This window comes from Anaerovibrio sp. RM50, from assembly GCF_000622005.1.
Taxonomy (GTDB): domain Bacteria; phylum Bacillota; class Negativicutes; order Selenomonadales; family Selenomonadaceae; genus Anaerovibrio.
Map to the genome: position 1 here is coordinate 16282 of NZ_JHWV01000006.1, position 13880 is coordinate 30161.

8 protein-coding genes are annotated in these 13880 nt (G+C 44.7%); all 8 read left to right on the forward strand.

All coding sequences use genetic code 11. From position 1 onward, the window contains the following. The first annotated feature begins 182 nt into the window (after window positions 1–182). The 8 genes from T525_RS0103645 to ilvB all read left to right on the forward strand — a co-directional run bounded on the left by T525_RS0103645 (window position 183) and on the right by ilvB (window position 13626). The gene (locus tag T525_RS0103645; RefSeq protein ID WP_198022603.1) at window positions 183–1811 is read left to right on the forward strand and encodes a ShlB/FhaC/HecB family hemolysin secretion/activation protein; all 1629 of its coding nucleotides are present in this window, start codon (window positions 183–185) and stop codon (window positions 1809–1811) included. 84 nt (window positions 1812–1895) lie between these two features. Beyond that, window positions 1896–7121 carry a filamentous hemagglutinin N-terminal domain-containing protein gene (locus T525_RS0103650; RefSeq protein WP_027406087.1) on the forward strand — a complete coding sequence of 1742 codons (5226 nt, stop codon included), beginning with the start codon at window positions 1896–1898 and terminating at the stop codon, window positions 7119–7121. Window positions 7122–7430: 309 nt separating this feature from the next. Then, window positions 7431–7961: an acetolactate synthase small subunit gene (gene ilvN, locus T525_RS0103655; protein ID WP_027406088.1), complete on the forward strand. Its 531-nt coding sequence runs from the start codon at window positions 7431–7433 to the stop codon at window positions 7959–7961. Beyond that, a complete protein-coding gene (gene ilvC / locus T525_RS0103660) occupies window positions 7942–8958 on the forward strand; it encodes a ketol-acid reductoisomerase (RefSeq protein ID WP_027406089.1) in 1017 nt (338 codons plus the stop codon). The genes ilvN and ilvC overlap by 20 nt, the downstream gene beginning before the upstream one ends. Before the next feature lie 148 nt (window positions 8959–9106). Further along, entirely contained in the window at window positions 9107–10366 is a 1260-nt protein-coding gene (leuC, locus tag T525_RS0103665; RefSeq protein ID WP_027406090.1) for a 3-isopropylmalate dehydratase large subunit, read from the forward strand. A 1-nt stretch (window position 10367) separates the two neighbouring features. Next, complete coding sequence (locus T525_RS0103670) at window positions 10368–10868, forward strand: 3-isopropylmalate dehydratase small subunit (RefSeq protein ID WP_027406091.1); 501 nt, start codon at window positions 10368–10370, stop codon at window positions 10866–10868. Between the two features lies 1 nt (window position 10869). Continuing rightward, window positions 10870–11937 (forward strand): 3-isopropylmalate dehydrogenase, encoded by a 1068-nt coding sequence (gene leuB / locus T525_RS0103675; RefSeq protein WP_027406092.1) that lies wholly within the window; start codon window positions 10870–10872, stop codon window positions 11935–11937. 15 nt (window positions 11938–11952) lie between these two features. After that, window positions 11953–13626: a biosynthetic-type acetolactate synthase large subunit gene (gene ilvB, locus T525_RS0103680; RefSeq protein ID WP_027406093.1), complete on the forward strand. Its 1674-nt coding sequence runs from the start codon at window positions 11953–11955 to the stop codon at window positions 13624–13626. Window positions 13627–13880 lie beyond the last annotated feature (254 nt).

Below are 13880 nucleotides of genomic sequence, written 5' to 3' on the forward strand. Positions count from 1 at the left end.
TATCCGCTGTCCTTTTAATATTTACATAAAAATTTAGGACCTTGGTTTTATGCAATTAGTATTATTGTGTGATATAATTTTTACTGTTGTGTATAAATAAGGTCTATTTTTATTGAGGAGTTTTATTTCTTTAAATTATGAGCAGGAAAATAGGTTTAATAAGTTTGGGCCTTTCCCTTTTAATGGTTCCATATAATGAGGTACTGGCAAATCCCATTGAGATGCCTAATGCCGGTGTAATTTCCTCAAATATAAATCAGGACAGAAATTGGAAGCCCAAGGAAGATACGGACGAAGTTGAGGTAAATATTGATCTTGGCCAGCAGAAGCTGGGAGACAATAAAATCAAGGTAAAGGTCAAGGAATTAAGGCTGAACGGAAATACCATTTTTACTACCCAGCAGCTTATGGATCAGGTGGGGCATCTTATTACCCCCCACATGACATTTAACGATATGCTGGCTGTAGGTCAGGCTATTACTGATTATTATCGCAATCATGGCTACATGACCACCATTGCATATCTTCCTACTCAAAATATAACAGAGGGAATTATCAGAATTGACATTATGGAAGGTGCCTATGATGATATTTCCTTTGAAAACGAGTCAGAGCTGGCAACGGGCAGGGCAGAAGGCTTAACCCACAGAGCGAAAAAGGATCGGGTTATTAACAAGCATGAGCTGGACCGTATGCTGCTTATTTTAAACGATATTCCAGGGGTAAAGGCCCATGCCTTCCTTTCACCGGGTAAATCCCACGGCGAGGCAAATACCGTATTTAAGCTTACCACCACCGAAAAACAGGGTGGCTTTATTTATGCGGATAACTTTGGCAACCATTATACGGGGAGAAACCGCATTGGTATGCTGTATCACTGGAACAATCTGAGCCATGTGGGAGATCAGCTCCAGCTTGGGTATTTACGAAGCACCCAATATGATGATTTGCAGAATTATTCCATTAAATATGAGCTGCCGGTATTTAATTATGGTACCTTTGCTTCATTGGAATATTACAGAACTGATTATGAGCTGGGGGAAAAGTATCGTCCCCTCAACGCCTATGGTATGTCCGATACCTTTAAGCTGGCTACCAGGACTCCATTAAAGCGTACTCTTGATAATAATCTCTATTTCCGCTTTAACGTGGAGTACACAAGACTCACAGACCGCATCGGCTATTGGAATACTGATTCCCAGAAGCACCATTATGGTGTTCGGTTTGGTCTTGACGGGGATTATCGTACCAAGGAAAGTGCATCCACATACAAGGTTATGCACACAATTGGACGGGCCGTAATGGATACCCCTTATGCCATGGCCGGTGACGTGCTGGGCATCGAGGGCTTGTATCAGAAGACAAATTTTGATTTTTACCATATACAGAAATTAAATGACAGATTGACGGCGCATCTTACCCTGTCCGGACAGAAGTCATGGAATAATCTGGATTCCTCCGAGAAGTTTTATATTGCCGGATATAACGGTGTAAGGGCTTTTCCTCAGGGTGAGGCCAGCGGTGATGACGGTTTCCTGGGCTCCCTTGAGCTGAGACAGGCCCTGGGAAATTCCAATTTCCAGTTGGCGGCTTTTTATGATATGGGCTGGGTTAATTATCTCCATCATAATCCTTTCGGTGACAGTGCATCCCGTTATCTTCAGGGGGCAGGCCTTGGGCTTGTTTATCAGAACCCGGGGGACTGGTATGCCCGCATCGATTACGCTGTGCCAATCGGCAACCGCCACTCCGACAGCTATGGCCATGATATGAATGGCATTTGGTGGTTCCAGCTGGTGAAGAAAATCTAAGCATTGTTTATTGATTGTTAAAATTTATTGCAGGTTATTTGTTGATAATGTCAATTGTTAATTAAACGGAGACGCTATTTTATAATGACTAACAGATATTTATTAAGTAAAAAAATAATATTAGGACTGGCCACAGCCACCTTGTTTTACGGGCCTTTTGGTGTGGTTTATGCTGAGCCGGCAACTAATGCTTTGCCAACTGACGGTAAAGTTACTTATGGTACAGCCACCATTTCTTCAGTAACTCCCACTGAGAAGAATCCTGATGTGAAGCCGGTAATGAACATTGCCCAGACCACAGACAAGGCAATTATTAACTGGAATACCTTTAACGTGGGCGAGAATGCTACTGTAAACTTTATCCAGACCCTTAACGGGAAGCCAAATGTAGCTGCCATGACCCTTAACAGAGTTGTTGGCACCGATGCGGGCATGTCTGAAATTGCGGGGCATATTAATTCCATTGGTTCCATTATTTTGGTAAATCCAAATGGAGCCATGTTCTATGATAAGTCCGTTGTTAATGCGGCTGGTGTTATTGTTTCCACCGCGGAAATAGATCAGGAGGCCTTTAAAAATGGCCAGCTGATATTTAGCCAGGATAATGGAAAAAATGCCAATATTACCGTAAATGGTACTATTAACGCTTCCACCAACGGTGAATATATGGAAGGACTGTTGGGGAAGGTTAAAGCAAATGTGGCTACATCTGTACTTAACACTGATAAAATTGAGCTGGCCACGGGCTTTTCCTTTGCCAACAACACCATTAAGCTGGTGGCTGATGGTGATATAACTGTTGGAGCGGGTGGCGCATTACAGGCCGTTACAACTACCACTATTTCCGGTGACAAAACTGTAGGTTCTGAGAACTTCTCCGTGGAGGGAGACAGCAACACAAGACAGGGCTCCATTACCCTGCGGGCTGACCAGAACGCTGATAATGTGGCCTATTATAAAAACAGCAACGGTGATATTGAAGTTAAAACCGCCAAGATATATCTGAATAATAATTCTGATTCTCAGATTGCCGCCCATAATGTAGGTATTTACTATAATCCTGATATTGTTAATACAGAGGCAGATGCCAGTGGTATTGATGGGCTTAAGGTTGATGGTAATCCAAAAAACACTTATGTCCAGAAGGATTATACCAAGTACAGTGAAGAAGCAAAAGCATATAATGATAAGGTAGCTAATAACTTTACAGAATTTTCCCGTAACAGTGATAAAACGATAAAGACTGTAGAGAATCGCGGGATTGTTAACCAGGGCAATCACATGCTGGTAAATGATATTTATCAGATGGAGGCTATTCAATATTCAGACAAGGCCAATTTGTACGGCTCCTATGCCCAAGGCAAAACCTTTGATGCCTCTGATACTGAAAATTGGAATGGTGGGGCTGGCTTCAAGGCTATAGGTCTTGTTGACACTGTCAACAATATCGATAACTCATTCCACGGCAGCTTTACTGGCAGCGGTGGAACTGCCAACTATTCCATAAAAGATTTAACCATCAATCGCCCAACTGAGGATAATGTGGGTTTATTTGGCGTGGCCAAGGATGCTTCCTTCTGGTCCGTAAATCTTGAAAAAGCCAATATTACAGGAAATAATTATGTAGCTGGTATTGCGGGACAGGCTGCTAATCAATCAACCTTCAGCAGTATTTCAGTTTCTGAATCAAGCAACATTACTGGTTCTTATAATAATGATAACGTAAGCGGTAATAATGTAGGCGGTAATAACGTAGGCGGTATTGTTGGCGAGATGACTGACAGCACCATCCGTTTCTCCAGCAACAGTGCAAAGGTGTCTGGCCACGATAAAGTAGGTGGTTTGGCAGGAAGTGTTTCTGGTGGTGCTTCTGGTGCCACCGGAGAAGGTTATAACAATAACATCTATAAGAGCCACAATAGTGGCACTATCGTATCAACAGGAAAATCTGCCGGTGGATTGGTTGGGTATGTTAAATCCGATTTAAATACCAAAGACGAGCAATTTGCTTCTGATGATGGCAAAGCAAAGGATCCTACCATGGCTTCTGCTGCTGTGGCCATTATTGAATCCTATTCCAATGGTTCTGTTGAGGGTAAAGAAGATGTGGGTGGTATTGTAGGTACCTTGGAAAATGGTACTATACAGTATACCTACAACACCAATGAAAAAGCTGCTTTAAGCAGTAATTCCGTTGTAAGTACTGCCTCCGTAGGTGACGGCACCTCCGTATATGGCAAGGTTCATGGAGCAGAGAATGTTGGCGGTATTGTAGGCAACATGACTGGTGGCGCCATAGATCAGTCCTATAATGCGGGAAATGTTGATGGTACTACCAATGTGGGCGGTGTAGTTGGCACAATGTCCAAGGGCGCCATTAACAAGGCCTATAATGCAGACAACAACACTGTATTAAAGACCAGCACCAATGACGCTGAATACTATGGTTTTAAGGTTCTGTCAGGCGAACACGCCGGTTCATATACCTATGACAACAACGCACAGACCTGGAAAAAATATACCACTGAAAATGGCGTACAGAAATGTAAAGACATTCCTGCAGACCAGCTAAAGAACATATCTGAGGATATCCGGGTATATAACAATCGTCTGGCCTACAGGGATGCCACTGTAACTGGCTCCACTAATGTAGGTGGTATTGCTGGAACCATGTCCAATGGTTCTATGAATGAGGTTTACAATGCGGGCCGAGTGAAGGGTAAAGAAGGGGCTACCAATGTGGGGGCCTTCGTAGGTAATTACTCTGGCGGCATTATTCAGAACAGTTTCTATGTAACCACAGCTAACGACGGTTCAGCTATTACTGGTCAGGATAAGGCGTTAGGTAATAAAAATTACTCATTAAATGGCATTGATTCTAAAACCATTAATGAAGCCCAGAGCCCGGATGATATTAAATGGACTGGCACTAAAGATAACAGCACTTCATATAAGAATACTGGCAAAGGCTGGACCATTTACAATAATTCATCCACGCCGCTGCTGAACCATTTCATGAAGTGGATCAACATTAACCGTCAGTACCAATATGATGGTACTGTTCACAACCTTATGACCACAGATGTGGACAATTATTATGGCGGTGCCTTCTTCGATAACGGTGATGGCAAGAATGTATTCTCAACCACTGGTAAATATGACTCCTTAAATAAAGCTATGGGGGGTTACGATGCCAACCAATGGGTTATCAAGTCAGGTACCGTTACCAAAGATGATAATAAGGACTTTATTTCCGTATATACCTACGATAATTCCACCATGTGGTCACCTCAGCACGGTTATTACACCAGCAACGATGCCCGCATGATTATCACCCCAAAGACTCTTACGGTAAATGTAATTGGCGAAAAGACCTATGGCAATGATAAGCTTTCCGGGGCAGAATTTGGTACCAAGGCTACTAAGGACAGTGGAATATATGCTGTTAATGTTACTGGTTTTGTCAAGGGTGAAGGCATTGATGATGCTGTTAGTGCTGATGGTCAAAATATAGTTGGTGTTTTTGAATCAAAGGATTTAACCGGAACTGGTTACAACCTGGACAAAAATGAATTGGCTGCAGGAACGTATACCAGTAACTTCACCAATCCAAAGTTTGAATTGAAGGAAAATAATCATAACTATCGTTTGACCTACAATGATAAATTAATTGTCCATAAGGCCAATTTGGATATTACTGTTAACGGCAGTAAAGAATACGGTGATACTGTCAATGGCTCCAGCGCTGCTTATTCCTTCACTTATGAGAAATCTGATAAGGATAATGAAAATAATGGTAAGTTAAAGAGCTGGGATAATATCAGTTCTGATAAAATCAACAGCGGCAATGTTAATGCTGTAAATGTAATAAATGTTGTATATCATAATGATAAGCAACAGGACACCAATGACATTACAGAAGGCTCTAATGTTATTACCAATGACAAGGGTGAAATCATTAGTTACGAGATAAATTCCGTAACCTTTGGGGATAAATCATTTTTTGATAATGTCGATGACAATAATGTCCTCAAAAACTATAATGTTATTGCCCACAAAGGAACCATGACCATCACTCCTGCTGCTTTAAAAGTAACCTCCAAGGCATCCAAGACCTATGGACAGGATGCTGTAGAGAGCGGTGTACTCAGCGAAACAGCCCATGAAGGACAGTACAGTATTGTTGTGGATGGTCTGAAGCGTGTTGATTCCCTGGACAGCTCCACTGAGTACAGCTTTAAGTACAAGGATGACAAGGCAGGATTAGGTGCAGGTACTTATGAATTTAAAACGCCAATATTCACCGATGAGCAGATAAATGGCAAAAATTATAATATCAGCTATAGCAATACGCTCACAGTAGATAAGGCCGATCTGAATGTAGGTCTGGTGGGCACCAAAACCTATGGCATGGATAATTCCACAGGCATTTACAAGTATTACGCTTTAAACCGTAATACAGATGCGAGCCTTGATAAGGAAAACAATGGTAATTTAAAAACCTTTGATTTTCATAATTCCAAATATAATATTCCTGTAAAGAATGAAGGCTTAAAGCCTATTCCTGCCGAAAAAATCACATCCATGGAAGCCACTGAGAATGTGAAGGTTAATGGTGTTGATTCCGACTCCAAGACCATCGGCACTGATGCAGATATGCTGATTTACCGTGATACAGATGGCAAGTACGCTGTATATTCCTACAAGCTTGGGAATGTGGTACTGATTGGCACGGATATTGAAGCAAATTACAATCTTCATTATTCCAATCTTGGCACAAGTGAAGGCACTATGACCATAATGCCGCCAAATACCACCAAAGAGCCAACTGGCCGTCTGGTTATTCCGGACAGTGCTGTTCCGGCAAATATTACGGAGATTGAAAAGCCCGCGGATGCGCCGGCACCGTATGTACCGCCGGTTATTCCAGTGAAAACAGTAACCGTCACTCCGGAACCAACTCCTGTAACGGAGCCAATTCCGACTCCAGAGCCAACTCCTGTTGAGCCTGTAACACCACAAAATAATGTAATTGATAATCCAATCAATGAAATTGTGGTTGTGGAAGTTCAGGAAATTGCCGAGGACACCAAGGCTGAGGTTACCGAGGAAAGCAAGAAAATCAGATACGGCGGTTACATTCCAAAGGATGCTCGTGACAGTATCAGATTTATCACTGTGGAGGACACAGGCATAAATGTTGAGGATGCAAGGGTAGAGCATACTACCATTACCATTGCTCCAGACAGTCTTGTGGATGGCAACAAAGAAGTAGTAATCAGTGGTGACGCGGAGGTCGCTACAGAGTAAATTTAATATTAAATGTTTAATGGCGGGGGCTGATGCCCTCGCTATTTTTTATCTATACAAGAGATGAACTAATGTGCATCTAAGATATACAAAATTACAAAAAATACAACAAATTTACAAAAATATGTCCTTCCGGTGTTGACAAAATTGCATAATAGCGTGATAATATACACATGTTTACAAGGTTTATAACTAAAGTAAGCAGATTTAACATGATATTATGGTTTTTGGCAATGTTTGGGACGAATCTTATCCGCCCCTGTTGCTGTTAAGGCAATGGGGGCGTTTTTATGTATCTGGAGGAGTTTTATGAAGCATGTTTTATCTGTGTTGGTTAAAAACCAGCCAGGTGTACTGGTGAGAGTTGCCAGTATGTTTTCCAGGCGAGAGTTTAACATAGAAAGCCTCACTGTGGGGGAAACGGAAAAAAGTGAGTTTTCCCGTATTACAGTGGTAGTCAGCGGTGATGAAAACATCATTGACCAGGTAATGAAGCAGTTGGGAAAGCTGCCTGACGTGGAGGTGGTAAAACGCCTCAACGAGGGTTCCTCCGTATGCAGGATTATGAACCTTATAAAGGTACAGGCTGATGACACCAACCGCTTGGATGTGTTAAAAATGGCGGAGCTTTTCGGAGCCCGCGTCATTGATGTGCAGCCCACCACATTGATCTTTGAAATCACGGGAAGCGAGGACAAGGTGAAGGCATTTAACCGTGTTCTTTCCTCCTACAAGGTTTTGGAGGTTATACAGACCGGCTTTACGGGTCTGGAGCGTGGGGAGCATACTATATTAGAATATTGCGAGGAGAGAGAGTATTATGGCAAAAATCTTTTATGATCAGGATGTTAATTGGGAAGTAATCAAGGATAAGACCGTTGCCATTATTGGTTATGGTTCCCAGGGTCATGCCCATGCACTTAACCTTAAGGAAAGCGGCCTGAACGTTGTCGTTGGCCTTTATGAGGGCTCCAAGTCCAAGGCTGTGGCTGAAAGCAAGGGTCTGAAGGTTCTGCCAGTTGGTGAGGCTACCGCTGCTGCAGATATTGTCATGATTCTTATTCCTGATGAGAAGCAGGCTGAGGTTTACAAGAATGAGATTGCTCCTAATCTGAAGTCTGGTGCAGCTCTCGCCTTCGCTCATGGCTTCAATATCCATTTCCAGCAGATCATTCCACCAAAGGATGTCGATGTATTCATGGTTGCCCCTAAGGGCCCTGGCCATCTTGTACGCCGTACCTTCACCGAGGGTGGCGGTGTTCCAGATGTATTTGCAGTAGAGCAGGATGCAACTGGCCATGCATTTGAACTGGCACTGGCTTATGCCCGTGGTATCGGCGGTACCCGTTCCGGCTGTATCCAGACCACCTTCCGTGAGGAAACTGAGACTGACCTCTTTGGTGAGCAGGCTGTTCTCTGCGGCGGTGTTTGCTCCCTTATCAAGAACGGCTTTGAGACTCTGGTGGCTGCCGGCTATCAGCCAGAGATTGCATATTTCGAGTGCTTCCATGAGATGAAGCTCATCGTTGACCTTATGTATGAGGGCGGTATGGCCAAGATGCGCAAGTCCATCTCCAATACTGCTGAGTTCGGTGACTATGTTTCCGGCCCTCGCGTTGTTGGTGAGCCAAGCCGCAAGGCAATGGAGCAGGTGCTGAAGGAAATTCAGGATGGTACCTTTGCCAACAAGTTCCTTACTGATAACCGCGCTGCTGGCTGGGCTAACTTCTACGCAATGCGCCGCCTCAATGCTGAGCATCAGATTGAGGAAGTGGGTGCAAAGCTCCGTGGCATGATGTCCTGGCTCAAGGACGGTGCAGACCTTTCCAAGGACTAAGATTTCCCGTTAATTTTTTAACAGTTTAATAACCTAATAAATTAATAATCTGGTAATCTAAAAAATTAATCAGCGGCTTACGCCAATTTTGGTGTAGGCCGCTCTTAGAATATTTAAGTATATTAAAAAATTTAGGAGGGTTTACGCTATGGGAATGAATATGACCGAAAAGATTCTGGCCAAGCATGCGGGGCTGGAATCCGTAGTTCCTGGTCAGCTTATTACCTGCAAGCTGGATATGGTTCTAGCCAATGACGTTACTGCACCGCCAGCCATTAAGGAATTTGATAAAATTGGCCGTCCTGTATTTGATAATACAAAAATCGCCCTGATTCCGGACCATTTTACCCCAAACAAGGATATAAAGGCAGCAGGGCTTGCCAAAACTGTAAGAGATTTTGCCAAGGCAAACAAAATAAAGAACTATTTCGAGGTGGGACGTGTTGGTATTGAGCACGTTATTCTTCCAGAAAAGGGCATTGTGGCTCCTGGTATGTGTATAATCGGTGCGGATTCCCATACATGTACTTATGGCGCAGTAAATGCCTTTTCCACAGGTGTTGGCTCCACAGACCTTGGTGTGGCCATGGCCACTGGGGAGGCCTGGTTCAAGGTTCCAAAGACCATTAAGGTTGAGCTTACGGGGAAGAAGCCTAAATATATTTGCGGCAAGGATGTTATTTTAACACTTATCGGGAAAATCGGCGTGGACGGTGCCCTCTACAAGTCCCTGGAATTTACTGGGGAGGGCGTGGCAGAGCTTACCATGACAGACCGCCTTACCATTGCCAATATGGCCATTGAGGCGGGAGGCAAGAACGGTATTTTCCCTTATGACAAGATTACAGAGGAATACGTAAAGGGGAGAGTGGATTACGATTTTACCCCTGTGGAGGCCGATGCAGATGCCCAGTATGATGAGGTTATTACCATTAATCTTTCTGAGCTGACCCCAGTGGTGGCTTTCCCGCATCTTCCTGAAAATACCCACCCTGTGTCTGAAATCGGGGAAATCAAAATTGATCAGGTGGTTATTGGCTCCTGTACCAACGGACGCTTTGAGGATCTGCAGCAGGCGGCGGAGATTTTCAAGGGCCACAAGGTTCACCCGGATGTGCGCTGCATTATAATCCCTGGTTCCCAGCAGATTTATATGGATGCCATTCACGCGGGCTTCGTTGACATATTTGTGGAGGCGGGCTGTGCTGTAAGCACTCCGACCTGCGGACCTTGTCTTGGTGCCCACATGGGCATTATGACAGCCGGGGAGAAGGCTGTTTCCACCACCAACCGTAATTTCCGCGGCCGTATGGGCCATGTGGATTCCGAAGTATATCTGGCGGGACCTTATGTAGCTGCTGCCAGCGCTGTTCTTGGACGGATTGCAGTTCCAGAGGAGGTTGAATAATATGGCACATGAAGGTAAGGTTTGGCGCTATGGTGACAATGTGGATACAGATGTTATCATTCCAGCAAGATATTTAAACTCCTTTGATCCCAAGGATCTGGCTGCCCATTGTATGGAGGACAGTGACGAGCACCAGGATGCTCCCTTTGCCACCAACGTGGTGGAAGGAGATATAATGGTGGGGGGCAAGAATTTTGGCTGTGGCTCCTCCCGTGAGCACGCCCCTGTTGCCATTAAGGCTGCAGGAGTTCCTGTGGTTATTGCTGCAGATTTTGCCCGTATTTTCTACAGAAACGGCATCAATATTGGTTTGCCGCTCCTTGAAATCGGTGAAGATGTTAAGAAAATAAGTCATGGTGATAAATTAAAGGTGGATCCTTCCACAGGGGTTATCGAAAATCTCACCACAGGGGAAACCTACCATGCCCAGCCACTTCCTGGCTTCGTACAGGAGATTGCCAAGGCCGGGGGCCTTATTAATTACATTAAGGAGAAGAAATAATATGGCTAAGAAGATTGTTGTTATTCCCGGTGATGGAATTGGCAAGGAAATAACCGATTCTGCTGTTGAGGTTTTAAAGAAAGCAGCAGGGAAGTTTGGCTTGAATCTTGAATATGAATATAAGGATGCTGGGGGTACTGCCTATGATAAATTTGGCGTGCCACTTCCCGATGATACCCTTAATGCCTGCAAGGCTGCTGACGGCGTCCTTTTTGGTGCCGTTGGCGGAGATAAATGGGATAATGTGGAGCCGGGGCTTCGTCCTGAAAAGGCTATTCTGGGCCTTAGAAAGGGACTGGGCCTTTATGCCAACCTTCGTCCCGTGAAGGTTGCAGATTCACTGGTGGAATATTCCCCGTTAAAGCCAGACCGCATCAAGGGCTGCGACATCGTTATTGTCCGTGAGCTGGTGGGTGGAATTTACTTTGGGGATAAATGCGAGTCCGAGCTCCATAACGGTGCCGAAAGGGCATGGGATCTGGAGAATTATTCCGTTCCCGAGGTGCAGCGCATCGCCAGGCTGGCCTTTGAAACTGCCAAGCTTCGCCGTGGCAAGGTGACCTCCGTGGACAAGGCAAATGTACTGGCCACCTCCAGACTTTGGAGACGCACTGTGGCTGAAGTGGCCAAGGATTATCCTGATGTGGAGCTTAATAATCTCTACGTGGACAATACTGCCATGCAGCTGGCTGTACGCCCAACCCAGTTTGATGTAATATTGACCGGAAATCTTTTCGGTGATATTTTAAGTGATGAGGCAGCAGTTTTAGGGGGATCCATTGGCATGATGCCATCAGCTTCCATCGGCGAGCTCACCAGCCTTTATGAGCCAATTCACGGCTCTGCCCCTGATATTGCGGGCCAGGGCATTGCCAACCCAGTTGGCACAATCCTTTCTGCAGCCATGCTCCTCAGATATTCACTTAAGGAGGAGGAAGCAGCCAAGGCAGTGGAAAATGCCTGCGACAAAGCACTGGAGGCTGGCTGGCGTACACCGGATCTCTGGCATGAGGGCTTTAAAAAGGCTGACACTGCAACAATGACACAGGCAGTAATTGACTGCCTCTAATGGAGGAATGCTCACATGAAGGGTGCTCAGATAGTTGTTGAAATACTTAAGGAGCAGGGCATTGATACCCTGTTCGGTTACCCGGGAGGAATGATTCTCCCTCTTTATGATGCCCTATATGATGAGAAAAATATTAATCAGATTCTGGTGACCCATGAGCAAAATGCGGCCCATGCTGCCGACGGCTACGCCCGGGCAACTGGGAAGGTGGGGGTGTGCATTGCCACATCAGGCCCTGGGGCTACCAATCTGGTAACTGGTATTGCCACCGCCTTTATGGACTCAATTCCCATTGTGGCCATAACAGGACAGGTGGATACCAGCCTTTTGGGAACTGATTCCTTTCAGGAGACGGATATAATGGGCGTAACCATGCCCATTACAAAGCATAATTTTAAGGTAAAAAATCCTAAGCTTTTGGCCAGCACCCTGCGGGAGGCCTTTAAAATCGCCAAAAGTGGCAGACCAGGCCCTGTATTGGTGGATATTCCCAAGGATATTCTCCTTAATGAAGCACCTTATTCCAAGGAGGAGGTCCTTCCAAAGAAACCATCAGAGCCGGATGCGGACTTTAAAATCTGCGCCGCAGAGGCAGCCCAGGTTATCTGCGATGCTGAACGGCCTGTAATAATCGTTGGTGGCGGTGTTATTTCCGCCGGTGCCACAAAAGAGGTTGTGGCCTTTGCTGAGCATTACAATCTGCCAATTGTATTTACCCTTATGGGAATTGGTGGCGTTCCCATGTCCCACCCAAATGTTTTGGGCTTTACGGGCATGCACGGGAAAAAAGATGCCAACAGTGCTATTTACAAGGCGGATCTTATCATATCCCTGGGCAGCCGCTTTGCAGACCGCTTAACGGGGAATGTGGATAAATACACTGCCAATACTAAATTCATTCATGTGGATATAGACCCGGCAGAAATAGACAAGAATATACCAAGCTCCATAGGGCTGGCCGGTGATATGAAGACTATTCTGGCCATGCTTATGCGCCGTGAACCAACGAAGAAGCTGGATAGCTGGTGGGCTGAAATCCGCTCACTTAATTCAGAATTTGAATATGATTATGACGTAAATCGCCTTACCCTGCCATGGGCTCTCCATCATGTTGCCAAGGCCACTGAGGGAAAGGAATTTGCCTTTGCCACGGACGTAGGACAGCATCAGATGTGGTGCGCACTTCATTTAAGGGTTGAGGAGCCACGCACCTGGTTTACCTCCGGAGGACTTGGTACCATGGGCTTTGGCCTGCCAGCAGCCATGGGTGCCCAGGTATCCTACGTATCCAGTGGCAGCAAGCGAAGGATAATTCACGTGGCCGGAGATGGGGGCATCAAAATGACAGGCAATGAATATTACACCATTGCCCGGCTAAATCTGCCGATTATTTCCATTATAGTGAACAATACCAGCCTGGGAATGATCCGTCAGCTCCAGACCGTATTTTACGATAAGCGGTATATTGCCTGTGAATTTGAATATGACATGGATTACGCTGCCTATGCCAGAAGCTTTGGCATAGATGCCTACAGCGTTTCCACCCCGGATGATTTCGCAGTGGCTTTCTCCAAATCCCTTAATGATCCGGACAGACCACATGTTATTGTGGTAAATCTCCACAGAAGCTTTGTGGAACCAATGACAAAAGGCGGGGCAAAAATAAACGAGTTCGTGGAATTTAAATAAGGCTAAATTAAATAAAAATTTTATAATATTAAACATGGTTGTGACAATATATATGATTATATTTTGTCACAGCCTATTTTTATTATGTTATAATATAGTGAAAAGGAAATAACATTTTGATTTCAACATCATCTAATAAAGGTGCCTATTATGAACGAGAGATTGGAAAAACTTTTAAAATTTTGGTTTCCTGAATATCAAATTATAGAATGTTTGCGACAACATGGATTTATTGTTGATGATGGGAAGCCTAT

Excerpts from the sequence above, each read along its gene's own strand:
- T525_RS0103645 (WP_198022603.1), top strand. The coding sequence starts at position 183 with ATGGTTCCATATAATGAGGTACTGGCAAATCCCATTGAGATGCCTAAT.
- T525_RS0103650 (WP_027406087.1), top strand. The coding sequence starts at position 1,896 with ATGACTAACAGATATTTATTAAGTAAAAAAATAATATTAGGACTGGCC.
- ilvN (WP_027406088.1), top strand. The coding sequence starts at position 7,431 with ATGAAGCATGTTTTATCTGTGTTGGTTAAAAACCAGCCAGGTGTACTG.
- ilvC (WP_027406089.1), top strand. The coding sequence starts at position 7,942 with ATGGCAAAAATCTTTTATGATCAGGATGTTAATTGGGAAGTAATCAAG.
- leuC (WP_027406090.1), top strand. The coding sequence starts at position 9,107 with ATGGGAATGAATATGACCGAAAAGATTCTGGCCAAGCATGCGGGGCTG.
- T525_RS0103670 (WP_027406091.1), top strand. The coding sequence starts at position 10,368 with ATGGCACATGAAGGTAAGGTTTGGCGCTATGGTGACAATGTGGATACA.
- leuB (WP_027406092.1), top strand. The coding sequence starts at position 10,870 with ATGGCTAAGAAGATTGTTGTTATTCCCGGTGATGGAATTGGCAAGGAA.
- ilvB (WP_027406093.1), top strand. The coding sequence starts at position 11,953 with ATGAAGGGTGCTCAGATAGTTGTTGAAATACTTAAGGAGCAGGGCATT.